Genomic DNA, 25,839 nt, shown 5'->3' with positions numbered 1-25,839 from the left:
AAGCCAGATTTTCTTGTACCGAGTTCACGAAAAAAGCACAAAAAAGCCAGCATCACGCTGGCTTATCTTTTGTTGAGGACTTTCTATCTTATCAATTAATTCGATGAAATACGCTTCATATCGGTCATATAACCACGCAATTCTTGCCCAATTAATTCAATTGGGTGATGACGAATGGCATCATTCACATCACGAAGCGTAATATTATCAATTTCCACGGTTGGGGTTGGCTCACCTAAATCCCCTTTTTGTAACGTTGGAATGATTTCTTTTGCCAAAATTGGGGTCGCTACATTGGCAAATAAGTAGTTACCGTATTCTGCGGTATCAGAAATCACCACATTCATTTCATATAAACGCTTACGAGCAATCGTGTTGGCGATTAATGGTAATTCGTGTAAAGATTCATAGTAAGCAGATTCTTCATAAATCCCGCTTGCCACCATGGTATCAAACGCAAGCTCAACCCCTGCTTTCACCATTGCCACCATCAATACACCGTGATCAAAATATTCTTGCTCACTGATTTTTCCTTCGTATTTTGGTGCATTTTCAAAGGCTGTTTTACCTGTTTCTTCACGCCATTTAAGAAGATTCGCATCACCATTTGCCCAGTCAGCCATCATTGTGGCAGAAAATTCACCACTGATAATATCATCCATATGTTTTTCAAATAAGAAGGCTAACTTCTCTTTGATTTGCTCAGAAAGTTCAAATGCACGCAATTTAGCAGAATTCGATAAACGATCCATCATCAGCGTAATTCCACCTTGTTTTAACGCTTCTGTAATGGTTTCCCAACCGTATTGGATCAATTTCCCAGCATAAGCGGGATCTTTACCATCTGCCACTAACTTGTCATAACACACGATAGATCCTGCTTGTAACATTCCACAAAGAATGGTTTGTTCACCCATCAAGTCAGATTTCACTTCTGCAACGAAAGAAGATTCAAGCACCCCAGCACGATGACCACCTGTTGCTGCCGCCCACGCTTTCGCAATCTCTAAGCCATCACCATTTGGATCGTTTTCAGGGTGTACCGCAATCAACGTTGGCACACCAAAGCCACGTTTGTATTCTTCACGCACTTCTGTTCCTGGACATTTTGGTGCCACCATAACTACAGTAATATCTTTACGGATTTGCTCACCCACTTCCACAATATTTAAACCGTGTGAATAACCCAATGCCGCACCTTGTTTCATTAATGGCATCACGTCTGCCACCACTTTAGAGTGTTGTTTATCTGGTGTTAAATTCACCACCAAATCCGCAGTAGGAATCAGTTCATCATAAGTACCCACTTTAAAACCATTTTCGGTTGCACGTTGGAAAGAAGCACGTTTCTCTGCAATCGCCGCTGGGCGTAAGGCATAGCTAATATCTAAGCCAGAATCACGCATGTTCAAGCCTTGATTTAACCCTTGGGCCCCACAACCGACAATCACAATTTTTTTCCCTTTGAGATATTCTGCCTCATTGACAAATTCGTCACGATCCATAAAACGGCAACGACCTAATTGATCTAATTGTTGGCGTAAATTTAATGTATTGAAATAGTTAGCCATTGTAGTGTCCTTAAATTGAATGTTGTGTATTGGGTATGAAGTGTATTTGCATATTCTTTATACTTTCTTCTGATTATAGTGATTTTTATCATTGCGTAAATTGATATTATTGAAATTTTATGTTGCAATAATTGCAACAAAATAACCCTTTCAAAAGGCTTGCAAAACTTTTTTAAAATCCCCCGCACTTTTGACACAACACAGCCCATAGCATCACAAACGACTTAGCTCGGCTCAACAGGAGAACCACTTTGCATTTCAGCGAGTTAAAACTTTTTCTTCACCTCTGCGAAACCAAGAATTTTGCCAAGACGGCGGCACAAAATCACATGTCGCCTTCCACACTTTCACGGCAAATTCAACGTATCGAAGACGAACTGGGGCAAGCCCTGTTTTTACGCAACAACCGCCAAGTAGAACTCACTGCTGCGGGTGAAAAATTCATTCCTTTTGCACAGCAAAGCTGGGCACAATGGCAGCAAATCAAACAACAACTTCGTGATAACCCAAGCCAAGATCTAAGTGGGGAGCTCACATTATTCTGTTCGGTAACTGCTGCTTACAGCCATTTACCCACTATTTTAGAACGTTTTCGTAGCCGTTACCCCAAAGTGGAAATCAAACTCACCACGGGCGATCCTTCCCTTGCCTTACAACAAGTGGAAAGCCAACAAGTGGATCTGGCACTCGCAGGCAGACCAAAAGCCTTACCCAACAACATCGCATTTCATTACATTGATGAAATTAGCCTATCGCTCATTGCCCCTCGTGTCGCCTGCCCTGCTACACAATTACTGCAACAAACCCCAACAAATTGGCAACAAATCCCGTTTATTTTGCCCATTGAAGGCCCTGCTCGCCAACGCATTGACCACTGGTTTAAACAACAAAAAATTAAACACCCTAAAATCTATGCCACCGTAGCAGGGCATGAAGCGATCATGCCTATGGTGGCACTGGGTTGCGGTGTCGCCATGCTGCCCGATGTGGTGATCAAAAACAGCCCCATGAGTAGCCAAATTTCAATTTTACAATTAAGCCCCCCGATCAGCCCCTTTGAGTTAGGTATTTGTGTACAGAAAAAAAGCTTAACCCAACCATTAGTGCGTGCATTTTGGCAGGTGTTAGAGTAAAGTGGTTAACCGCTTGTTAATTTTGTACTGTTAGGATAAGTCTATGTTAAAAGGGATAATTTTATCGTTATCAGCCTCCGTGTTATTCGGTTATTTATATTATTTTTCTACCCTTTTACAACCACTCGGGGGCGAAGACATTTTCGGTTTTCGCATTATCTTCACCCTTCCCTTTGTGATTGCAGCCGTATTTTTATTCAAACAAAAACAAGCACTTTTGCATTATTTCACAAGAATGAAACAACACCCTTTGTTAATTTTGGGCTTTCTCTTTAACTCCGCCATGATGGGCGTTCAAATTTGGCTCTTTCTCTGGGCACCCAATAATGGCAGTGCATTAAGTGTCTCATTTGGCTACTTACTGTTGCCTTTAGTCATGGTATTAAGCGGACGTCTTATCTTCAAAGAACATATTTCACGAATTAAATTTTTTGCCGTTGTCATTGCTGCCATCGGTGTCTTTTCTAATATCATGCTGAAAGGTGGGTTATCTTGGGAAGCCTTACTGGTGAGTTTCGGTTACAGCATCTATTTTGCCACCCGAAAAATCCTGAAAATTAATGATTTAGCAGGCTTCTGTTTGGAAATGTCATTATTATTGCCCGTTTGTATTTATTTTGCTTGGCAGGTGGATCTCGCCACTGTTCAACAAGCCAATGAACATATTTTATGGCTACTTCTTTTACTCGGCTTAATCAGCGGGGTCGCACTCAATACTTATATTCTTGCCAGCAGTTTATTGCCGATTAATGTCCTCGGCTTACTAGGTTATGCGGAACCTATCATGATGTTGTTCGTGTCTTTCCTCATTGGCGAACAGCTCGACAGCGAAACCATTCCCCTTTTTATCTGCCTGATAATCTCCATGCTGTTATTTATGATTGAAGGCATCATACGGTTAAAACGGCGTTACAAATAACAAAAAACCATTGTTTTTTTTATATAAAAAATCTGCACCTTAATCCGTGGGAAATGTTCTCCAACGTTTAGGGTGCAGATTTAAAGTGCGGTGTGTTTTTCTCTTGTTTTGATGAGTCGCTTATTGTGCCACTGGCTCGCCATATTTGGCAGCCAATTCATTATTCAGCTTGGTAAACTCATCGGCAATTTTCATTAAAATTTCTTTTTTCGTCACTAATGATTGTACACCTTGTGGGGTTGGATTTTGCTGTAACTTCACGTTATCAATCATTAATTCAGAAGATTTTAATAATAAATTTTTCGCCTGTTCTTTTAATTTAATAATCTCTGCACTGTAAATCGGTAAGGCATCTAATTCTTTCGCCACTTCATTAATTTGTGTGGAGAATTTTAATAATACAGGCTCAAGTGCTTTTAAGTCGCCCGCTTGCACGGCACGTGTGATTTCTTCATTTAATGCCGATACTTTGGCATTCTGAGATTGTTGAAATTCTGTGAATTTTTGGAAATCTGCTTTTGGATCCACTTGAATTTGAACGTGAGGGGTTGACTCCGATTTTTTGGCATTAAAACCAAATTGATCACAACCAAACAGGAAAAGGGTGCATAACGCGATACTACTTATTTTTGTTACCTTTTTCATTGTGTCTTCCTTTTGCTAACTTTAAGATAGAAATAATCCAACTCATATTACACTGCTTTTGTATGAGAGGCAATTTTCCCTTTGTTTTAATCAGGATTTACTTATTTTTATGCCTGAGTTGGATTATAATTTTCGTTATCTTTTGATTAATCATCCAACTAGGAAACTTTATGGAAATGAAAACGTTAAGTATCGTGATTTTAGCGGCAGGTAAAGGCACTCGCATGTATTCTGATTTACCGAAGGTTTTACATAAAATCGCAGGGAAACCTATGGTAAAGCATGTGATTGACACCGTGAAATCTATTCATGCAAAAAATATCCATTTAGTCTATGGACATGGTGGTGAAGTGATGCAAACTCGCCTACAAGATGAACCCGTCAATTGGGTATTACAAGCAGAACAACTCGGCACGGGGCATGCGATGCAGCAAGCTGCCCCGTTTTTTGCAGATGATGAAAATATTTTAATGCTCTATGGTGATGGACCATTAATCCGTGCAGAAACCTTACAAAAGCTGATCGCTGCCAAACCTGAAAACGGGATTGCCTTATTAACCGTGGTGTTAGATGACCCGACAGGTTATGGTCGTATCGTGCGTGAAAATGGCAATGTGGTTGCCATTGTGGAACAAAAAGATGCCAATGCAGAACAATTAAAAATTCAAGAAATTAATACGGGTGTATTAGTGGCTGAAGGGAAAAACTTGAAAAAATGGTTATCCCAATTAACCAATAATAATGCACAAAAAGAATACTATATTACCGATGTGATTGCCCTCGCCAATCAAGATGGTTGCCAAGTGGTTGCGGTTCAAGCCAGTGATTTTATGGAAGTCGAAGGGGTGAATAATCGCCAACAACTTGCCCGTTTAGAACGTTATTATCAACGTAAACAAGCTGATAAATTATTGCTAGCGGGTGTGGCATTAGCCGATCCTGAACGCTTTGATTTACGTGGTGAATTACAGCATGGCAAAGACGTAGAAATTGATGTGAATGTGATTTTGGAAGGTCAGGTGGTGCTTGGCAATCGAGTCAAAATTGGGGCAGGTTGTGTGTTAAAAAATTGTCAGATTGGTGATGATGTCGAAATCAAACCTTACTCCGTGTTGGAAGATGCCACCGTTGGTGAATTTGCACAAATTGGTCCTTTCGCTCGCCTCCGTCCAGGTGCAGAATTAGCAGATCATACACATATTGGTAACTTTGTTGAAATTAAGAAAGCCCATATTGGCTCTGGTTCCAAAGTCAACCATTTAAGCTATGTGGGTGACGCCGAAGTGGGGCAACAATGTAATATCGGTGCGGGTGTGATTACCTGTAACTACGATGGGGCTAACAAATTTAAAACCATTATTGGTGATCATGTGTTTGTGGGTTCCGATGCACAGTTGGTTGCTCCCGTAACAATTGAAAATGGGGCAACCATTGGAGCTGGGACAACGGTCACCAAAAATGTGGCATGTGACGAATTAGTGATTTCACGGGTTCCACAACGCCATATTCCACATTGGCAACGTCCTGTTAAAAAATCGTCGAAGTAAACCGTCAAAGGTTCGGGGGGATTGAAGACAAAAACATGTTTAAAATCCCCCGCACTTTTCAGAACCCGTAAGGTGCTCTTTCTTACCCATAACAAAATGCCCGTTTATCACGGGTATGGCGGGATAGAGGAAGGGTGCTGTTATTGGAAATCCAAGCCTAACCCGATGTCATTTAATAAGCGTTTTTCGGCTTTCAATTCATTGAGAATCAGTGGGGCGTGTTCAAGATAGCCTTCACCAAAACGCAAGTGCCATTGATTGAAATCAGAGGCGACATCCAAACGAATTTTCTCTGTTTTTTCCGTAGCTTGGCGAGGTTTATTCAACATAATGGCTAAACGTAATAAACGGACTAACGTGAGCATATCTTCTTCCGTATAGCGTCCCGATTTGACCAACTCGCTTGGCTTGAACAAGTTGATTTGATAACGCACTAAGGTGGCAAGTAAACGCTGTTGTTCTTTATCAAAGCCAGGCAATTCCATATTCTGCAAAATATAACTGGAATGTTTTTGCACCCCTTTATGATTAATCACAATGCCCACTTCGTGCAAACGTGCCGCCCACAATAAAATCTCTCGCATTTCTTCTGCTAATGTGGGCTTTTGCCAATGGCGATATTGGGTCGATAACAGGCGTGCCGTTTGATAAACACGTTCTGCCTGAGCTTGATCAATATTAAATTGCTCCGCTAAACCAAAAGCCGTGCGTTGGCGAATGTTGGTCACTTGGAAATTTTTTTCGAGGCTGTACATCACCCCTTCACGCAGTGCCCCATCCGAATAACGCATTTGAGTAATGCCGAAGGTTTCAAAGACTGCACTTAAAATCGCCAAACCGGGCACAAAAACATCGGCACGTTCCTCAATTAACCCTGCCAGTTTGAGATCTTCAAAATGAGAAACCTGTAAGGTTTTTTCGATCAATTGATCAAGGCGTTCTTGTGTAATTAAACCATTAGGATCAATATTTGCCATGATCACTTGATAGACGGTTTTAATCGTACCTGAAGATCCAAGGGCGACGTCCCAACCTAAATGACGGTACTCAAATGCCAGATCTTCAATTTTTGTCATCGCATGTTGACGGGCGTGTTGGAAGTTTTCCGCACAAATCACCCCTTGAGGAAAAAAACGTTTGGCAAAACTCACGCACCCCATGTGGCGACTTTCGGCTAATAGCGGGGTGAAATTTTCCCCGATGATCATTTCTGTTGAGCCACCACCAATATCCACGACTAATTTACGTCCCATTTCAGGCTGTGTATGCGAAACCCCCGCATAGATTGTTTGAGCCTCAGTTTTCCCTGTAATGATATTAATCGGATAAGGGAATACCGCTTTTGCTTGACGTAAAAACTCTTGGTTATTCACCGCACGACGTAACGTGTAAGTGCCCACCACGTTGACATTTTCGGGTGCAAAGCCGTGTAAACGCTCGGCAAATAAGGCTAAGCAATGAATACCTCGATCAATGGCGGCTTGGCTCAAGACATTATGCTCATCTAAGCCTTCGGCAAGTTGAACTTTCTGTTTTAAACGCGAAAGAATTTGGATCGATCCATTGACAATGCGAGCCACAATCATATGAAAGCTATTTGACCCTAAATCAATTGCCGCAATTTCTCGCACTTCATGACGAGCGAGTGTGAGTGCGGTCATTTTTTCCATCAAATGTTGATTGCTCATAATTCACCTTAAAATTCAAACTGATAAAGTAGATCGACCGCTTGTGTCACACCCGAAACTGATTGTAAATACAGTTTTGGTAATAATCGATAGCGAACGGTAAATTCTGCTAACCCGTCAAATAAACCAACCCCATATTTCACTTGTAAACGAGGGGTAATGCTGCCACTCACCACCACTTTAGATCCATCGCCAACCCCTTGTGTACCAAGATTAAGATCTTGGATACCAAAGGCTTGTCCAATCCCACCGACGACTTTACCACTTTTCGCTAAGCCTAAACCCAGTAATGCTGCACCAATTGATCCACCCGATCCCCCTTCGCCACTGTTTTCTAATGAACGTCCTGTAAGAATATAAGACAGAGCTTGATCTTGTGGCATACTTGGCTCAGAGAAGACTTTCACTTCAGGGCTTTGTGCTAAGCCAACCACTTTCACACCCGCAATAATGCCACTGGTTTCCATGGCTTCAGGATTACGAATGGCTTCTATATTTAACATCGGTTGAGAAGGTAAACCCGAGAAGCTGATTAAACCTTTACGAATTAATAAATCCTGCCCAAAGGAAGCATAACGACCATTGGTTAAATGAATTTGTCCATATAAGCCTAGATTGCCTCGCTCTTGGCGGACTGACAATAACCCATTGAGATGGCTAGTTAAGCCATAGGCATCAAGGTGGACGTCTTTCCCAATGTTAATGTTAAGGTGAGAGACAATTTCCATGCCTGATTTTGTTTTCGCTGGCAAGTTAGGTAATTTTTTGGCTTTGGTTTTGCCATCTAAAATCACTTCATCTGGACTCACCGATACCGCACTTTCTGGCAGTGCTTCAATGGCAATCCTTGCCCATGGAATATCAATTTTCCCTGATAATGCCAAACGTTTTGGATCTGCTTTAATGTGGATATCTGGGCTCACTTTTAATCTTGCCATGGCAGGAATTTCCACCTTAAATTGTTCGGCTTTAACATGCAATGCACTGGTCCATTTTTCGATGTTTTGCCAGCTTGCCTCCCCCGTTAGATCCAAACGGCTTTCATCCGTTTGCAAATAGCCTTGTAAGGTGGAACGATGACCTCGGAAACTCAGATTTAACTGACCGTCATGAATGTCAAAAGGAAGGGCTTTAATTGCCGCTCGGATACTTTGAATATTGAAACTGCCCGTTAAATCAGGGGCGGTTACACTGCCACCAAATTTGATATTGGCTGCCACATTACCCACAATATTTTCTTTCAGTGAAAGCAACTGATTGAAAATATCTAAGTTAAGATTTTGGATCACTAATGCCCCGCTCAATTGACGTGTTTTGGCGAGGTCCTTGATATCTAATTGTGTGGTGATCTTCGCTTGATCTTGTAAATCAATATTGGATGTTAAGGCTAAATGGTTATTGAGCAAATTCGCCTTTAACCCCACGTTCAGAATATCAAGATTGAATTGTTTACGATCCACTTTTTGGCTAAATTCAATATTTTTTCCGTTGAGGGTCAATTGCAGCTCGGGGGCTTTATCCTTAAACCATGCTACTTTGCCTTCGCTCGCCAGCTGACCTTTCAGAAGCTTTTGCTCCACCAGTTCATTCACTAAAGCTAAATCCAGCTTTTTCAACTGGAAGGGAACTTCACCAGCGGCACCGACATTAAATGCCTGTGGAAAACACAATTCAATTGAAGGGTTTAACCAACAATGAGCATGGATATTGGCTTGTGCTTTTTGATGCTCATAGACCACATCAACAGGTTGATTGGTTTGCCAATTCCCCACAGGCGATGTAATCAACACTTGGCTAAGATTGCCATTCCAACGTTGTAAACCACGATCGAAATGCCCTTGAACATTCCATTTTGCCGATACGGGTGAACCTTGAGCATTTAGAATGAGTTGATGTTGTTTTTCATCACCTTGAAGGCTTAAGTTTACCGAGTTCAGTTTGATATCGCTGTAATGTAAGCCTTCTAATTGTAACCCTAAACGACCTTTGCTCTGTTGAGCAATATCCACCTCCCCTTTGGCTTGAATATGGGCTAAATTCAGTTGATCGAATTTAATCTGTTTCCCCACCAGATCAAGCACTAATGTTGGCTGTGCAATATTTCCCGTCAATTGCATATTGCCTTGCACACTGCCTGCTAGCGTAGGTAACAATCCCTGTAAATTAGGGGCTTGAATCGCCAAGTTTACGTCTGATTTTTCCCCAACAACGCCCTGTACATTAACCGTATTTTCACCGTAGTTAAGCAACAATTGCGGCAATTTGACCAATAAATCTTGAATACCATGTTCTGAGCCAACACTTAGGGTGCCTTTTAAAGAAAGGGGTTTATTGGATAAGCGACCTTGCAAATCTAAATTCGGCACATCAATTAGCCATTGGCTTTGGTCGATCAAGCCAGTGGATAACACATGACCAGAAAGCAAGGTCGGTGTATTGGCTACATATTGGCTTAAATTCAATTTCGTCAATTGCACATCACTGTACCATTGCACCCCATGACGCCAGCCGACTTTACCTTGCATGGCGGCTTGTCCTTGTAAGGTATCCAGAACCAACTGTTGAATTTCAACATGGGTTAGCTCGCCAATGGCGTTCAAATTCAGCTGTGTTTTCGGGATATCCATGCCTTGTGCAGAGGTGGCAAGGTTAATGTGATAATGCAGTAAATCCCCGCCCACGGTTAAATCTAACATAGGCACTTGCAGTGGATTTTGCTGTGCTCCCTCCCAAGGATAAACAAAGTCTTTGACGTTAAACTGAAGTTGAAAAGGGGTTTTGGCTTGGTGCAGTGCAAACTGCCCTGTTAAGGTTGCCTTAATAGCCCCTTCCATTTGCAAAGAAAGTGCGGTCTGTTTTAATAAATTTCCGTGAAGATCCAACTGAGCATGGCTAGCTGGCAAGCTAACATTTTCCCCTAGGGTTTGTTCAGCTAGCTGTGTTTTTAGCTGAAATTGAAGAGGATAATCACCACTGAGCTGGAGCTGTCCATGCCCTTGAATCTGTCCTACACTGCTTTCAAGTTTAAAGGTTTTTAATTCAACCTTATCGCCTATCGCCTCAGCTTGCAGTTGCACATGTGAAACATGAATGCGTTGATGATTGTCGGGGTTTTCAGCAAGTTGTTGATATTGCCATTCCTGACCTTGGATATTGGGAATATGAATATCAAAGGGCAATTCAATCTGTGCAAAGTCCCCCAATAAAGGTTGGGAAAGGCGTTGGGCAAGTGCGTCCCAATCAACAGGCGGGGCATTTTTTTTGCTGTCTTGTGGCGGTGTGGTTGTTGCCGTGTGTTCTGACAACGCTTGTTCGACCTGTTCATTCACGGTTTCCACCATTTTCTCCGCCACTTTTTCTTTGACTTTTTCTGTCGCCGTTTGTGTCTCTGTGGCTGGGGTGTTTGTTGGCGTTTGTGTTAACAGGGTTTCTGCTTGTGCCTTGGCTTTCATCGCAATTTGCAACGCATCAATGCTTGTCGGTTGTAGGGTCAACCCAGTATCATTATTTAAACTTAATGCCGTTTGAAAACGATCCAAATCAATTTGTGTGTCATCAATACGCACCTTCGTTTGTTCCACCAAAATGTTGTCAATCACCACCGACACTGGCAGATGGATGCGTTTCATCGGTTGTTGATTTTTAGGTTTTTCTTTCGCAGGTGGCAACAATGCGGTGTCCACCGTCACTTTTGGTTGGCTGATACGAATATCTTGAATACAAATCTCTAAGCGGAGTAAACAGCTTAAGCCCATTTGTAAACGCACTTGCTCAATTTCAGTATTCACCCCCTCAGAGGTGACCTGTAACTGGTTAAGCACTAATCCCTCTTGTAAGCCACCACTCAGGCTACCAATGTGAAGGTTATCTAAATAGTGATCAGCAAGTTGAAGAATGCCACGCTGTCCCGCACTGGTGCTGAGGGCAATCAGTAACGCCAAAATCGGTAAAAAAATGACCGCACTAATCCAAAGTAAAATACGGCACACTCTCCGTTTTTTCGGCGGTAATGCGGTGGTTTCCGTCTTTTCTGCAGTTTCTGTCTTTTCTGTTTGTTCTGTCATTCTGTTTTTGTCCATCCATTAAAGTTCAGCACCAAGCCCGATATAGAAGTGAAGATTTTTACTTTTCTCTTGATCATGGATAGGGGTGGCAATATCAAATTTAATCGCCCCCACAGGTGATGCCCAACGCACACCCATTCCCGCACCATAGCGTAATGCTTTCTGTGTAAACGCATTGGCGGCTAAACCTGTGTCTGCAAAGGTGGCAACCCACCAGTCAGGGTAAACTTGGTATTGATATTCCAAGCTCCCTGTTAATAAACGAGATGCCCCCACTAATTTGCCTGCGGCATTTTTAGGCGAAATTTTCTTATAACCATAACCACGTACACTGCGATCCCCCCCTGCAAAAAAACGTAAGGCAGGCGGAATACGTTGAATGTCTTTGGTGTGTAACCAACCGAGTTCTAACCGACTGACCACACGATGATTTTGTGCATAGGTTCGCACCCAAAGGCTAGAGGCTTGAATTTTAAAGAAATCCACATCCGACAACCACCATTGACGCCCAAAATCAACGGTAATATTTTGTGTATCCCCCCACGTTGGGAAAAGTCCACCTTGTAAACGTGTGCGACGTAAAGATGCCGTTGGATACACCAGCAAAGTTTTGTCTTTCACATTGGCTTGCGTAAATGAATCGTAACGAACACGCAACCCTAAAGAATGTTGCCAACCTGCGGCATGATTCCAATAACGCAACACCGCAAAGGTTGAAGCAAACGTGTTGGTATCATTGACTTTCTCATTTTCCAAACCCGTTGACATTTCATAATAATAATTCAGCGGATTTTTCAGCAAAGGCATTTTATAGGTGGCTTCTAGCGTCTGTTTTGGTGCCGAAACATAAAGATTCGTGCGGAAACTATGCCCTCGGTTGTTGATCCAAGGTTTATTCCAACCAAGTTGTAGGCGAGGTCCAACATCCGATGCCCAACCTAGCCCGACTTCCATACTGTTTTTTTTGCGAGGGTGAAGCATCACATCAAGATTCACCTTTTTATGTTTTTCGTCTAAGTGGGGTTGTAATAACACCGAGCTAAACCAATTTGAAGAAGTGTAATTATTGGTGAGCGTTGAAAGATCATTGATTAAGTAAGGATCACCCGTTTTGATATTGAGCATATTGCGTAGATAATCTTCACGGATTTGCGAATTGACAAAACGAATCTCACCAATATGATAACGTTCGCCACTGTTATAAGTTAAACGCCACCATGCTTGTTGGGTTGAGGGCATAATTTCAAGGCGAGAGCGAGTAAAATCACCATCAAAATAGCCTCGGCTTAAGGCTAATTGTTGCACATTGGATTTATAGTCATCATAGGTTTCGTGATTCAGCACGGTGCCTACTGCAGGTAATTGATTGCGTAACTTGTTAAATGCCGTATCAGCGGTTGCCGCCCCCTCAAAAATCACATCGGTTTCAGTCAATTTAACAGGGTTGCCTACATCAACAGTGGCAATCAACAAGGTTTCTTTGGCTTGTGGCTTCACTTCAAACACGACATGACTTTGATAATAACCATAAGCTCGCAAGCCTTTATCAATGGCGTCTAAAATCAGTTCTTTATGTCTTTCTGAAGCATCAGCATCTTCTTCATCAATCATGCCAACATACACATTGACATTGTCTTTCAATTTTGCCTGCTTGATGCCGTGGATTTGTGTTTTGACGGGTACCTCTGCAAGTGAAATGCCACTGGCAAGTGCGGTACAAAAAATAAGAATTTTGGTGGCAAGTGGTGCCTTGATATTACGAAAACGTTCCATAGCTTCCCCAAATAAAAAATTACTTTAGTGTACCTTTTAATCAAAGGCATTGGCAATGTAAAGTGCGGTGGTTTTTGTAAAATTTTGATTAATTTACATATAAAAAAGCCAAGAATTTTGCGTTTCTTGGCTTTTCTTTGTTTTCGCAGTGAAATGTTATTTACCGCCCTTTATGCTCAAAATAAAGCACCGTGGCAGCCACGCGAGAATGCACATTTAACTTGCGTAATAAATTACGAATATGCACTTTCACCGTTTCTTCAGAAATAAACAGTTGTGCTGCAATTTGCTTATTCGATAATCCCGTTGCAATTAAACGTAATACGTCCATTTCACGATCTGTGAGTGAATACATCGGATCACTGGCAGATTGGCGTTCAATCAAGGCATTTTTAATCGATTCACTTAAAATCACTTCGCCTTGGGCAATGCGTTTAATTTGGCTTAATAAGGTGTCTGGCTCCGTATCTTTTAGCAAATAACCATCTGCTCCCGCATCAATTAAGGTAAAAATATCGTTTTTCGCATCCGATACGGTCAAAATTAAAATCCGTGCATCAACCCCTTCTTCACGTAAGGCTTTTAAGGTATCTAGCCCCGACAAGCCTTTCATGTTTAAATCAAGAATAATTAAATCAGGCTGAGTTTCTAGTGCCAGTGTAATCCCTTCGCTTCCATTACCCGCATCACCGACGAAAGTTAAGTCTTCATCTAATTCGATCAGTTGCTTGATTCCTCGACGCATCAATGGATGATCGTCAATAATCAAGACTTTCATTTTTTCTGACATATAACCCCCAGTATGACTATGATATCGCTAAGACATCGCTAAGACATCGCTAAGCGACTATGGAATGGTACAATTTTAATGCCATTCTCTTGTGATAATAATTGATAAAATTGCGGATAATTAAAATCACGCTGCACAATTTTATACGGATTATTATTTTCCTCCAAGCCTGAAGACTGATAAATGTAGTTAATCTCTTTGATTTTTTGCTCTTTTGAGCCTTCACATTGCCGATAAATTTCAATGCGATTCACCTCGTCTAAAATATACACATTAAACGAGCCATTGGGGTTATCTTCAAAGAAAAACTGTAAGAAGCCTTCACTGGCGAAATAGTCTATTTCAGGGGGATAACTGCGGGATTGTTCTAAAGAAGGACTTTCTTTTTCCTCAATTTCATTGTCTAGCGTGCTATCAAACTCGGTATTTTCCACTAAATTCTGCGTATTCACTTCTTGTAAGCTAATCCCACGTTCTTCAAAGAAGAATTGCCAGTTTTTCCCAGCAACACGCAATAAATGATTTTTCGGTGGCGAGACTGTCCCAATTTGAATGCTAATGCAACGATTAATCAATGCAGTCACAATGTTACGCAAGGTACGCTGATAACGCTGGCTATAACAGAAGACTTGCACTGAAGCGGGGGACGGGGCTCCTCGATGAATTTTATTGGATAACACTTTTAGGGCTAATAAAATCGCATTTTGCCCTTCAAAATGTAGAGTGCGGATTTCATTCCATAAATTGCGATAAGTAATATCAATACTGCCCACTAAGCTTTCTTCTTTCGGACCAAAGCTAAATAAATCACTGGCTTGGATTTTTTCTTTCGCATGGGTCAGATTCTTCGTCGGATCTACCGTTAAATTAATGGCAACCATTAGGCTGCTGATTTCACAGGCATGACTGAGATTTTCATTACTTGCCGAAGAAATTGTGGCAGGAAATGACAAACGCAGATCCGTGACAAAATTACGTAACGTAGTAAGCGAAACACGTTGGCTAATGATGTTAATTTCCGTATTGGCAGTTAATAATCGATTAAAATACGCCCACGCCACCAGCTTATTTAAGCTGTCACTGTGTTCGGTATAACGTTTTTGTGAAAAACCTTCAATATTCGGGGTGTGATTGACTAAATACCAACCATCTTTGAAGGATTTATTATTTTTGACTTCAAAAAATAACAGGTGTTTTTCCGACAGATCGAGGGCAATTTGCGGATTTAATAACGTGATTTTGCCCGGCAATTCTTCAAATGCCGTATAAAGTTTACGTGTCAGAACCGCAATATCTTGCGGCATAATACTGGAATTCACATGATGTTTACGGGCAAAGGCAACCAAATTACGATAACTGAGCATCAAGAACTTAATTAAACTATTGTGCGATTTTTTAACATATTTAATTTTCCATCTTGAACGCTGATTCAGCTCATTAATTAAAGCATCAGACCAACCCCATTCTTTAACCAGTTTTTGTAAATAGGCTAACCGCCAGTTATTTTTGCTGTTTTGATCTTGCCAATTAATGCCTTCCGTTGCTTTTAAATACACACTACGACGCACAAAGCCTAAGCGTTTTAATTCATTATGCTCCACTAAATAACGGGTGGCTCGCTCAAGCATCGCTAAGTAAGGATCAAATTGATGTGAAGGATTCAGTTTCCCCGTGAGCAATTGCTCTTTAAATTCTCGAGCAATTAAATAAGTATTGGGATATTCAGAAGAATAGGTTTCCAGTAATAAAATTTTAATGACGGATTTATAAGGGGCATCAATCCCTTTATACAGTTGCCATAAGCTCGCACCAAAATATTCATTTGCAGAAAATGAGCCTAAGCCCCCAAAATCGACCCAATCATCTAAGTCGATTTGCTTGCTCTCAACCAACCTTGTCACTTCACTTTCATACTCCATTTCGTTTTGCACCAACAGGTGTTGCCATAATAACGGCTTACCTGCTAGCCGAATGGCTGAACGATAAAATTCTTCCAACAACAACATATATTGTGCAGAACCGCAATTCTCTGCGGTGAGTGGTTCGGCATAACGGAAACAGCGAAAACGTTGCTGATCAATAGGATATAAATTAATTTCAATGTGAAATCCATGTGCCCATTGCTGCAATAAATCGGCTTTACGTTGCAAGGCTTCTTTTTCGGTTTTACTTAGATTTTCACGATGACAGACCCAAATATCCAAGTCAGACAATGCGGTTTGTGAAATGGAGGCAATGCTCCCCATCACATACACCCCTAAAATGGCATTACACGTGCGGTAGGAAAACGAAGGGATCGGCGGTTGATTCACATTAATGCGAGGAAGTGCATCATGCAAATAGTTTTTTTGATAAGGAGAAAGTTTGAAATCGGCGATCCCTGCTGGTGCATCGGCAACATAGCCCGGCAAATTAGGATGATTGATATGTAATAATAGGCTTATCAGGTGAAAAACATGTTTAAATTCGTAGGAAGCACCTTGTAAGGCACGTTCTAAACGTAAATTATCTAAATATTCAACCTGTTTTTTGGCACTAAAGAGATCGTAATTCAAATAATATCCTAGTATTTCAGTATGCGATTTATTTTGCTGATTTACTGTAACATTTGCCCTAGATGAAAGCAAAAAAATTAAATGGAAACTGACATTTTTGAGTAACAATGGTAGGATAGCGAACAGTTATTTTCTTGAAATTGGTTACAATAATGACAACGACGACGTTAAAAATTGCGACCCGCCAAAGCCCACTTGCCCTCTGGCAAGCCAACTATGTAAAAGATCGCTTACAGCAATATTACCCTGATTTACAGGTGATTTTGGTGCCGATGGTCACCAAAGGCGATGTCATTTTAGATAGCCCGCTTGCTAAAATTGGTGGCAAAGGTTTATTCGTAAAAGAATTAGAAAATGCTTTGTTAAAAGGGGAAGCCGATATTGCGGTTCACTCCATGAAAGATGTGCCGATGCAATTTCCAGACGGGCTGACTTTAAGTGTCATTTGTCCACGTGAAGATCCACGAGATGCCTTTGTTTCCAATACCTATCCGTCTTTAATGGCGTTACCCGCTGGAGCTGTGGTGGGGACGTCCAGTTTACGTCGTCAATGCCAACTAAAACAATTAAGACCTGATCTCAACATTCATTCTCTGCGAGGCAATGTCGGAACCCGTTTAAATAAGTTAGATCACGGTGATTATGATGCCATTATCCTTGCTGCCGCAGGTTTGATTCGCTTAGATCTTGCCAAACGTATCACCTCATTTCTTGACATTGAGCAAGTTCTCCCCGCTGTCGGTCAAGGGGCAATTGGGATTGAATGTCGCAGTGAGGATATGGCGGTACAACAATTACTCGCCCCTTTAGCCGATCAACACACCACTTACTGCGTACAGGCAGAACGAGCCATGAATTCACATTTACAAGGTGGCTGCCAAGTACCCATTGCAGGCTATGCGATCTTACAAGATGATCAGCTCTATTTACGTGCTTTAGTGGGCGAAACAGAAGGCACAACAATGCTTCGTGCAGAAGCCAAAAGTGCGGTCGAAAATGCACAAGATTTAGGCATTCAGGTGGCAGAAATGTTGCGACAGCAGGGTGCAGATCGTCTATTACAATCCCTACATTCCGCATAAGATATTAAAAAGGAGTTAATATCATGGCAGTGCTTATTACACGACCTGACGAACGAGGAAAACAATTAGTTGACTTATTAACTCAATCAGGCATTTTTGCCATTCATTTGCCATTATTTACCATTGAATCTGGGCGAGAGTTAAATGACCTGCCAAACAAATTATCACAATTAAAAGCGGGTGATTATGTGTTTGCGGTTTCTAAAAATGCGATCAGTTATGCCCACCAAACCTTGAAAAATACAGGGTTTTCTTGGCGTCAAGATTTACAGTATTTTGCAGTTGGACAACGTAGTGCCGAATTTTTTGCGACACAAACCGAACGAGCGATACATTATCCCCATCAACAAGAAAGTAGTGAAGGGCTATTAGCCTTACCCGCTATGCAACATTTAGCGGATAAACACATTTTAATTTTACGAGGAAATGGAGGCCGTGAATTCTTTGCTGAGCAAGCACAGCAACGTGGTGCCAAAGTAGAGATGTTAGAATGTTATCAACGTGTCCCCATTGACTACCAAAACGCAGAACAAATCAGTATTTGTCAACGGGCAGGCATTCAGACTATCGTGGTCACCAGTGCAGAAATTTTACAGTCTCTTATAGATTTTGTGCCAGAAAACGAACATAATTGGTTGAAAAGTTGTCAACTTATTACCATTAGTCAACGTATTGCAAACTTGGCAAACACATTCGGGTGGACAAAAATTACGCTTTCACCTCGAGCAGATAATCATAGCTTATTAAACACAATATTAAACTCAAACTGATTTGCATAGCACGCTAAATCATCACTAAGGAAATAGGTATTACTATGGCTGAAAATAAAATCACGTCTTCTGAAAGCAATGAAGTACCAAAACATGATGCCAACATTGTGAATATGAAAGTAGACAGTGAGAACAATACTCAGCGAGAAAACACGACGCCTGAGTCAAGCTCTCCCTCCACAAAATCTGCTTCAACAAAAGAACAAAAAACACAGGTAACACCTGAACCTGTGACAAAACCCGCCGCCAACAAGTCAAAACCAGAGGCTACGGCGGCAGAAAACGTGCCACCAAAAACCGAAACCGTTGTGGTAAAAAAAGGTGGCTCGGGTTTAGCACTGCTTGCCTTGTTAGTGGCACTCGGTCTTGGTGGTGCGGGGTATTATTTTGGTCAGCAACAAGTCAATGAAATTCACCAAAAAATGACCGCACTTGAAACAAAACTGGCTCAACAAACACAAGCTCAAGCCGTTGATTTACCTTCTTTTGATCAAGAACGTAAACAACTTAGCCAACTTATGGAAACCACCGCGTCTTCAAATGAAAAATTAGCCCAATTACAAAATGAGCTATCCATTAAAGAACAAGCCATTTCTGGTTTACAAATACAAATTAATCGTTTAGCCAGTGCGGCAAAACAAGCCCAACCTAACGATTGGTTATTATCCGAAGCGGATTTCCTTTTAAATAACGCCTTACGCAAATTAATCTTAGACAATGATGTGGATACCAGTATTTCGCTTTTAAAACTGGCGGATGAAGTGCTCACTAAAGTGTCTGATCCTCGTGTTATTAGTGTCCGTGCGGCATTAAATAATGATTTAAAACAGTTACTTGATGTGAATAATGTGGATCAAAATGCGATCATGCAACGCTTATCTCAACTCACCACAATGTTGGATGAAATGACCGTATTAGATGTGAATTTTGCCGATAGCGATGCCAACTCAACACAATTAAGTGATTCCATTCAAGACTGGAAAGAAAATGCAGAAAAAAGTGCCACTTCTTTCTTAAATCACTTTATCCGTATCACCCCAAGAAATGTAGATGACAAAGCCCTATTAGCACCAAACCAAGATATTTACTTGCGTGAAAATATTCGCTTACGCCTACAAATAGCCATCATGGCGGTTCCTCGCCAACAAGATGAGCTTTATAAACAGTCTCTGGAAACGGTGGCTTCTTGGGTCAGAAGTTATTTTGATACCAATACCGATGTGGCACAAACTTTCTTGAAAAACTTAGATGAGTTAGCAGAACAATCCATTTACATTGACGCACCCTCTCAATTATCAAGCTTAAATGTGTTAGATAAGTTATTGAACAGACAGCCACAAGATGTACAAAAAATTGAAATTTCAGTGGATAAAGCCCTCACTGAAACCCCAACGCAAAATCCGCCAGAAAAAGCAACGGAAGCACCAGCACAGCCTGTGCCACAACAGTAGAGGAAAGTAGCTCATGTTTAGAATACTCTTTTTAATGCTTGTATTATTGGCAGGCTTAATTGCAGGGCCTCATTTAGCGGGTAAACAAGGTTATGTTCTGATAGAAACCAGCCAATACAACATTGAAATGTCAATCATCACCTTAGTGATCTTTTTTGTGGTGGCGATGGCAATCATTTATGCCATTGAATGGATCGTGACCCGTTTTTTCCGTTTAAGTCATAACACCTATACTTGGTTCTCGCGTCGCAAACGTAAAAAAGCACAAAAACAAACCCTCGAAGGTTTAATGTGCATGAATGAAGGCAATTATTCCAAAGCAGAAAAATTAATTGGAAAAAATGCAAAACATTCGGAAGAACCCGTGTTGAATTTTATTAAAGCCGCCGAAGCCGCCCAACAACGTGGTGATGATTTCAATGCTAATCGCTATTTAATTGAAGCCACGGAATTAGCAGGTTCAGACAGCTTATTAGTGGAATTAGCAAGAACACGCATTTTATTACAACAAGGGAAATTGCCTGCGGCACGTAGCTCCGTTGATAGCCTATTGGTCATGACCAACAAAAATAAAGAAGTGCTAAAACTTGCGGTGGACATTTATTTAAAATCCAAAGCTTATTTAGCCTTAGATAACATTTTGGAACAAGTTGAAAGCTCAGGCTTATACACCCAACCAGAATTCCTTGCCTTAAAACGCCAAGTAGAAGAAGGCTTGCTTGATGAAAAAATGAATGAAGAAGGCGTTGATGGTTTATTAGCATGGTGGGAAGCACAACCTCGTCGCCGCCGTCATGATCTTGGATTAAAAATTGCATTAATTCAACGACTCATTGATTGTAATGATCATGAAACTGCTTATGAACTCACCTTAGAAACCTTGAAAAAAGTGGACGAGCAAAGCAGCGAACAGAAATTATTATGTGCCCAAATTGCACGTCTTCAACCTGTGGATAATAGCAAATTAATTAAAGTGTTAGAAAAACGGGTGAAAAATAGCGACAATGTAGGTCAATGTGCCCTTCAACGTGCATTAGGCTATTTGTATGTGCGTAATAATGATTTTGCACAAGCTAGCCAAGCCTTCAAACAAGTGATGAGCTGTAAAAACGAGCTTGAGCCTTATGATGTCAATATGGCGACCTATGTATTTGAAAAAGTCGGTGAGCAAGCCCTTGCTCAACAAATTCGGGAAGAAAGTGTCAAAGCAACCATGGCGGTGGCATCTCTCCCACCACAAACAGGCGAAAATATCCTGTTAGAACGAAAATAAGGCGTCAACATAAAAAGAAAAACTGCACGGAAATACGGGGATTTACCCAATGTCCGTGCAGTTTTTTTATATCAGTCTCTTGCTGCATTTTTACATGAAAAAGAATCAGGCTTCATACTCAGCATTGCCAATATAATGGGCAAAGTGATCTGGCTTAAAACCATGAGATAACATATAACGCCAGATTTTTTGCTTTTGCTTGATATCGGAAATATCCGCGTATTGAGGAAATTTCTTACGTAAGACCCTGAATGCTTCCTCTTGCCAATCAATCTCCAGTGTTTGCTCTGCCTCGTTGATCATGTCCGCAGAAATGCCTTTTAATTGCTGTAATTCTTGTTTAATACGTGCCAATCCATAACCACGCTGTGCTCGAAAACGTAAATAATTTTCGGTAAAACGGCGATCATTTTGCCAGTTTTTTTGTTGGCAAAAGGCAAGTGTGTCATCAATCTCTTGTTCTGAAAAATCTTTTTCTTGCATTTTACAGCGAATTTCAAACTCACTGTATTCTCGGCGAGCCAATAAACTGACAACGTAATTTAAAGCGAATGAAGACATTATAGCCAACCTTGTTATGTGTGAGGATTTAAGGGATTGGTACAAAAATGCGGTGAAATTTTTTTAAAAATCACCGCACTTTTGTGCTATTGAGGAAGAGAAACTTAATAATCAGACTCGGCGTCTTCAATCGCATTTTGTTCAGCAATATCCGCCGCTAACACTTTTTCTGGATTTGCCAATAATTCTGTGCGTAATTTGGTTTCTAATGCTAAGGCTTCTTCTGGATGTTCATCCAACCATCTCATGGCGTTGGCTTTGCCTTGACCAATTTTTTCGCCATTGTAGGCATACCACGCACCCGATTTATCCACTAATTTATGTTTCACGCCTAACTCAATGAGTTCGCCCGTTTTTGAAATACCTTGACCATATAAAATTTGGAAATCCACTTGACGGAATGGAGCGGCAACTTTATTTTTTACCACTTTCACACGGGTTTCATTACCAATCACTTCTTCACCGTCTTTAATCGCCCCTGTACGGCGAATATCTAAACGGACAGACGCATAGAATTTCAAGGCATTTCCCCCGGTTGTGGTTTCAGGGTTACCAAACATCACACCGATCTTCATACGAATTTGGTTGATAAAGACCACCAAGCAGTTTGAGTTTTTGATTTGACCCGTCAGTTTACGTAAGGCTTGCGACATTAAACGTGCTTGTAAGCCCATGTGTGAATCGCCCATTTCCCCTTCAATTTCGGCTTTCGGTGTTAAGGCGGCAACAGAGTCCACAATAATGACATCGACAGCACCAGAACGCACGAGAGCATCACAAATTTCAAGGGCTTGTTCACCGTTGTCAGGTTGAGACACTAACAATTCATTCACATTCACGCCCAACTTAGCCGCATAAATTGGGTCTAATGCGTGTTCCGCATCAATAAAGGCACAGGTTTTGCCTTCTTTTTGTGCCTGGGCAATGACAGAAAGGGTTAAAGTCGTTTTACCGGAAGATTCTGGCCCGAAAATTTCAACAATACGCCCCATTGGTAAGCCACCAATGCCAAGTGCCACATCAAGGCTTAATGAGCCTGTTGAAACAGCTTCCACATCTAAAGCTTGGGTATCGCCCAATTTCATGATTGAGCCTTTACCAAATTGCTTTTCAATTTGACCCAGTGCGGCGGCGAGGGCTTTGCTTTTTTCTTCTTTCGTTGCCATATTTGAATCCTCAATAAAAAAATCGTAACCAGAAATTTGGGTGTATCATAACTGTATAGATAAACAGTATCAAGTCATTTTTACAAAATTTTCAAAATTTGTTCGGAAACAAACAGTTTACCTAGAAGAATAAATATCATACGGAATTTTCGCTCCCTGAGAAACATTAGGGGCTTCATTAAAATTATGCGAAAATAGACCGCACTTTTGATTATGTTTAGAGATAGGAAATGGATAACTTAGACTTGCACACGCCAATGATGCGTCAATATTTAGCATTAAAAGCCGAAAATCCGGATATTTTGTTGTTTTATCGTATGGGCGATTTTTATGAGCTTTTTTATGATGATGCCAAGAAGGCAGCTGCATTGCTAGATATTTCGTTGACTAAACGTGGGCAGTCTGCGGGTCAACCTATCCCAATGGCTGGTGTGCCCTACCATGCGGTAGAAGGCTATTTAGCGAAATTAGTGCAACTCGGTGAATCCGTGGCTATTTGTGAACAAGTGGGCGATCCTACCACGTCGAAAGGCCCTGTTGAACGCCAAGTCGTGCGTATTGTGACCCCTGGTACAGTCAGTGATGAAAGCCTGTTACCTGAACGACAAGACAATTTGATCGCCGCCGTCTATCAAGAAAAAGATCGCTTTGGTTTAGCGGTATTAGACATGGCGTCAGGGCGTTTTCAAATCAGTGAACCTGAAGATCCTGCGAGCTTGCAAGCCGAATTGCAACGCATTTCCCCTGTGGAATTATTGTATTGTGAAGAATTTGCCGAAATGGCGTTACTTGAACCTTTTAAAGGGTTACGTCGTCGCCCCATTTGGGAGTTTGAATTAAGCACAGCAATCGCCTTGCTTAATCGTCAATTTCACACGCAAGATCTGCGTGGCTTCGGGGTGGAAAAAGCCATTCTCGGACTATGTGCGGCAGGCTGTTTATTGCAATATGCGAAAGACACCCAACGTACCGCATTGCCCCATATTCAAAGCATCACGTTATTACAAAATACAGAAAATGTTCAATTAGATGCCGCCACTCGCCGTAATTTAGAACTCACCCAAAATCTCGCTGGGGGAGCAGAAAATACCTTATCCTCTGTCTTAGATAAATGTGTGACCCCAATGGGCAGCCGTTTACTGAAACGTTGGATTCATCAGCCCATTCGTCAACGTGAAAAATTACTGGCTCGCCAAGCAATCATTCACGCCATTTTACAGCAAGATTTAGTCGCAGAATTACAACCTTATTTACAACAAGTCGGCGACATGGAGCGGATTTTAGCCCGAGTAGCGTTGCGTTCCGCACGCCCACGAGATCTCACCCGTTTACGCACTGCACTTGAGCAAATCCCTGCTATCCGAGAGATTCTCACACAACAAACTTCACCAAATTTAACCGCACTTTTAGCCCCTATGGGAGAATTTTCCGCACAATTAGACTTATTACAACGTGCGATTATTGATAATCCACCCATGCTCATTCGTGATGGTGGAGTGATTGCCGAAGGCTACCATGCGGAGCTAGATGAATGGCGTCATTTATCAGACGGGGCAACCCGTTATTTAGAAGAATTGGAACAGCGTGAACGGGAAAGCACAGGCATTGATACGCTTAAAATCGGTTTTAATGCCGTGCATGGTTATTATATTCAAATCAGCCAAGGTCAAGCCCACAAAGCCCCAATGCACTATGTACGTCGCCAAACCTTGAAAAATGCGGAACGTTATATTATTCCAGAGTTGAAAACGTACGAAGATAAAGTGCTGAAAGCCAAAGGGGCGGCACTGGCGTTAGAAAAACAGCTTTACGAACAATTATTTGATGAATTATTACCGCACTTAGGGGCATTACAGCTTGCGAGCTTAACCCTCGCGGAATTAGACGTGTTGACCAATTTAGCCGAACGGGCAGACAGCTTAAATTATGTGGCACCGCAATTTAGCGATGAAATTGGCGTGAACATTCAGCAAGGTCGTCACCCTGTGGTGGAACAAGTGCTTAACGCCCCGTTTATTGCCAACCCAGTGTTGCTGAATACACAACGTCATTTATTGATTATCACTGGGCCGAATATGGGGGGGAAAAGTACCTATATGCGTCAAACTGCCTTGATCACCTTAATGGCTTATATGGGCAGTTTTGTACCCGCAGAATCTGCCGTGATTGGTCCCATTGATCGGATTTTTACCCGCATTGGTGCCTCAGACGATCTGGCATCGGGTCGCTCCACCTTTATGGTTGAAATGACAGAAATGGCGAATATTCTGCACCAAGCCACTGCCAACAGTTTAGTGTTAATTGATGAAATTGGACGAGGCACATCCACCTATGATGGCTTATCTTTAGCTTGGGCTTGTGCAGAATGGTTAGCCAAAAAATTACGTTCACTGACCTTATTCGCCACCCATTATTTTGAGCTGACCGTGTTGCCAGAACAGCTAGCAGGCAGTGCGAATGTGCATTTAGATGCCATTGAACATCATGACACCATTGCATTTATGCATGCCGTACAAGATGGAGCGGCGAGCAAAAGTTATGGCTTAGCCGTTGCGGCATTGGCGGGCGTGCCACAATCGGTGATTAAATTGGCTAAACAAAAATTAGCCCAATTAGAAAAACTGTCGCAACAAAATGCGGATCAACGTATTCAAGATTTACGCCAACTCAATCAAGCACAAGGTGAATTAGCCTTAATGGCAGAAGATGACAGCAAAACAGCGGTGTGGGAAATGTTAGAAAAACTCGACCCTGATGAGCTTAGCCCGAAACAAGCCTTGGCATATTTGTATCAGTTGAAGAAATTGGTTTAAGACAAGTCATTTAAGACGAGCAATGAAGGCGGTGTCAT

At 41.6% G+C, this 25,839-nt stretch carries 17 protein-coding genes; 8 read left to right on the top strand and 9 right to left on the bottom strand.

Annotation, left to right across the window (positions count from 1 at the left end; translation table 11 throughout):
- Nucleotides 1–95 precede the first annotated feature (95 nt).
- A complete protein-coding gene (gene ilvC, locus ACPEEM_RS10990; protein WP_424402145.1) occupies nt 96–1,571 on the bottom strand; it encodes a ketol-acid reductoisomerase in 1,476 nt (491 codons plus the stop codon).
- 251 nt (nt 1,572–1,822) lie between these two features.
- On the opposite strand from ilvC, the gene ilvY reads away from it, so the two are divergent.
- The gene (gene ilvY, locus ACPEEM_RS10985; RefSeq protein ID WP_424407012.1) at nt 1,823–2,704 is read left to right on the top strand and encodes an HTH-type transcriptional activator IlvY; all 882 of its coding nucleotides are present in this window, start codon (nt 1,823–1,825) and stop codon (nt 2,702–2,704) included.
- Nucleotides 2,705–2,747: 43 nt separating this feature from the next.
- The gene (gene rarD / locus ACPEEM_RS10980) at nt 2,748–3,623 is read left to right on the top strand and encodes an EamA family transporter RarD (protein ID WP_424407010.1); all 876 of its coding nucleotides are present in this window, start codon (nt 2,748–2,750) and stop codon (nt 3,621–3,623) included.
- Nucleotides 3,624–3,743: 120 nt separating this feature from the next.
- Here rarD and ACPEEM_RS10975 read toward each other — a convergent pair whose 3' ends face one another.
- Nucleotides 3,744–4,268, bottom strand: a complete 525-nt coding sequence (locus ACPEEM_RS10975; RefSeq protein ID WP_424407008.1) for a hypothetical protein — start codon at nt 4,266–4,268, stop codon at nt 3,744–3,746.
- A gap of 176 nt (nt 4,269–4,444) precedes the next feature.
- On the opposite strand from ACPEEM_RS10975, the gene glmU reads away from it, so the two are divergent.
- Nucleotides 4,445–5,815, top strand: coding sequence for a bifunctional UDP-N-acetylglucosamine diphosphorylase/glucosamine-1-phosphate N-acetyltransferase GlmU (gene glmU / locus ACPEEM_RS10970; RefSeq protein WP_424404132.1), 1,371 nt, complete (start codon nt 4,445–4,447; stop codon nt 5,813–5,815).
- A gap of 140 nt (nt 5,816–5,955) precedes the next feature.
- Here glmU and ppx read toward each other — a convergent pair whose 3' ends face one another.
- From ppx to ACPEEM_RS10945, 5 genes are all read right to left on the bottom strand, one after another.
- Nucleotides 5,956–7,503, bottom strand: a complete 1,548-nt coding sequence (gene ppx, locus ACPEEM_RS10965) for an exopolyphosphatase (protein ID WP_424402140.1) — start codon at nt 7,501–7,503, stop codon at nt 5,956–5,958.
- A gap of 8 nt (nt 7,504–7,511) precedes the next feature.
- Nucleotides 7,512–11,567, bottom strand: coding sequence for a translocation/assembly module TamB domain-containing protein (locus tag ACPEEM_RS10960; protein ID WP_424407006.1), 4,056 nt, complete (start codon nt 11,565–11,567; stop codon nt 7,512–7,514).
- 18 nt (nt 11,568–11,585) lie between these two features.
- On the bottom strand, nt 11,586–13,340 hold the full coding sequence (locus ACPEEM_RS10955; protein WP_424407004.1) for an autotransporter assembly complex protein TamA: 1,755 nt from the start codon (nt 13,338–13,340) through the stop codon (nt 11,586–11,588).
- Nucleotides 13,341–13,500: 160 nt separating this feature from the next.
- Nucleotides 13,501–14,130, bottom strand: a complete 630-nt coding sequence (narL, locus tag ACPEEM_RS10950; RefSeq protein ID WP_424402137.1) for a two-component system response regulator NarL — start codon at nt 14,128–14,130, stop codon at nt 13,501–13,503.
- Nucleotides 14,131–14,168: 38 nt separating this feature from the next.
- Complete coding sequence (locus ACPEEM_RS10945) at nt 14,169–16,685, bottom strand: class I adenylate cyclase (protein ID WP_424405201.1); 2,517 nt, start codon at nt 16,683–16,685, stop codon at nt 14,169–14,171.
- A gap of 152 nt (nt 16,686–16,837) precedes the next feature.
- Between ACPEEM_RS10945 and hemC the strand changes: the two genes are divergently transcribed.
- The 4 genes from hemC to ACPEEM_RS10925 are packed head-to-tail and all read left to right on the top strand — an operon-like array spanning nt 16,838 to nt 21,261.
- Nucleotides 16,838–17,767, top strand: coding sequence for a hydroxymethylbilane synthase (gene hemC, locus ACPEEM_RS10940; RefSeq protein ID WP_424405199.1), 930 nt, complete (start codon nt 16,838–16,840; stop codon nt 17,765–17,767).
- Nucleotides 17,768–17,790: 23 nt separating this feature from the next.
- Nucleotides 17,791–18,537, top strand: a complete 747-nt coding sequence (locus tag ACPEEM_RS10935) for a uroporphyrinogen-III synthase (protein ID WP_424402134.1) — start codon at nt 17,791–17,793, stop codon at nt 18,535–18,537.
- A 59-nt stretch (nt 18,538–18,596) separates the two neighbouring features.
- The gene (locus tag ACPEEM_RS10930; protein ID WP_424408263.1) at nt 18,597–19,988 is read left to right on the top strand and encodes a uroporphyrinogen-III C-methyltransferase; all 1,392 of its coding nucleotides are present in this window, start codon (nt 18,597–18,599) and stop codon (nt 19,986–19,988) included.
- A 13-nt stretch (nt 19,989–20,001) separates the two neighbouring features.
- The gene (locus tag ACPEEM_RS10925) at nt 20,002–21,261 is read left to right on the top strand and encodes a heme biosynthesis HemY N-terminal domain-containing protein (RefSeq protein WP_424402133.1); all 1,260 of its coding nucleotides are present in this window, start codon (nt 20,002–20,004) and stop codon (nt 21,259–21,261) included.
- 105 nt (nt 21,262–21,366) lie between these two features.
- On the opposite strand, the gene recX is transcribed toward ACPEEM_RS10925, so the two are convergent.
- Together recX and recA are read right to left on the bottom strand one after the other, a co-directional pair.
- Nucleotides 21,367–21,822 (bottom strand): recombination regulator RecX, encoded by a 456-nt coding sequence (gene recX, locus ACPEEM_RS10920; RefSeq protein WP_424407002.1) that lies wholly within the window; start codon nt 21,820–21,822, stop codon nt 21,367–21,369.
- 104 nt (nt 21,823–21,926) lie between these two features.
- The gene (recA, locus tag ACPEEM_RS10915) at nt 21,927–22,988 is read right to left on the bottom strand and encodes a recombinase RecA (protein ID WP_424402131.1); all 1,062 of its coding nucleotides are present in this window, start codon (nt 22,986–22,988) and stop codon (nt 21,927–21,929) included.
- A gap of 230 nt (nt 22,989–23,218) precedes the next feature.
- Between recA and mutS the strand changes: the two genes are divergently transcribed.
- Nucleotides 23,219–25,801, top strand: a complete 2,583-nt coding sequence (gene mutS / locus ACPEEM_RS10910) for a DNA mismatch repair protein MutS (protein WP_424407000.1) — start codon at nt 23,219–23,221, stop codon at nt 25,799–25,801.
- Nucleotides 25,802–25,839 lie beyond the last annotated feature (38 nt).

Source organism: Pasteurella pantherarum (assembly GCF_049670885.1).
Classification (GTDB): domain Bacteria; phylum Pseudomonadota; class Gammaproteobacteria; order Enterobacterales; family Pasteurellaceae; genus Pasteurella.
This window is presented reverse-complemented; position numbering and strand designations above follow the sequence as displayed.

Coding starts and splice junctions, on each gene's coding strand:
- rarD (WP_424407010.1), top strand. CDS start 2,748: ATGTTAAAAGGGATAATTTTATCGTTATCAGCCTCCGTGTTATTCGGT.
- hemC (WP_424405199.1), top strand. CDS start 16,838: ATGACAACGACGACGTTAAAAATTGCGACCCGCCAAAGCCCACTTGCC.
- mutS (WP_424407000.1), top strand. CDS start 23,219: ATGGATAACTTAGACTTGCACACGCCAATGATGCGTCAATATTTAGCA.
- recA (WP_424402131.1), bottom strand. CDS start 22,988: ATGGCAACGAAAGAAGAAAAAAGCAAAGCCCTCGCCGCCGCACTGGGT.
- narL (WP_424402137.1), bottom strand. CDS start 14,130: ATGTCAGAAAAAATGAAAGTCTTGATTATTGACGATCATCCATTGATG.
- ACPEEM_RS10955 (WP_424407004.1), bottom strand. CDS start 13,340: ATGGAACGTTTTCGTAATATCAAGGCACCACTTGCCACCAAAATTCTT.
- ACPEEM_RS10925 (WP_424402133.1), top strand. CDS start 20,002: ATGTTTAGAATACTCTTTTTAATGCTTGTATTATTGGCAGGCTTAATT.
- ACPEEM_RS10975 (WP_424407008.1), bottom strand. CDS start 4,268: ATGAAAAAGGTAACAAAAATAAGTAGTATCGCGTTATGCACCCTTTTC.
- ilvC (WP_424402145.1), bottom strand. CDS start 1,571: ATGGCTAACTATTTCAATACATTAAATTTACGCCAACAATTAGATCAA.
- ppx (WP_424402140.1), bottom strand. CDS start 7,503: ATGAGCAATCAACATTTGATGGAAAAAATGACCGCACTCACACTCGCT.
- glmU (WP_424404132.1), top strand. CDS start 4,445: ATGAAAACGTTAAGTATCGTGATTTTAGCGGCAGGTAAAGGCACTCGC.
- recX (WP_424407002.1), bottom strand. CDS start 21,822: ATGTCTTCATTCGCTTTAAATTACGTTGTCAGTTTATTGGCTCGCCGA.
- ACPEEM_RS10960 (WP_424407006.1), bottom strand. CDS start 11,567: ATGACAGAACAAACAGAAAAGACAGAAACTGCAGAAAAGACGGAAACC.
- ACPEEM_RS10935 (WP_424402134.1), top strand. CDS start 17,791: ATGGCAGTGCTTATTACACGACCTGACGAACGAGGAAAACAATTAGTT.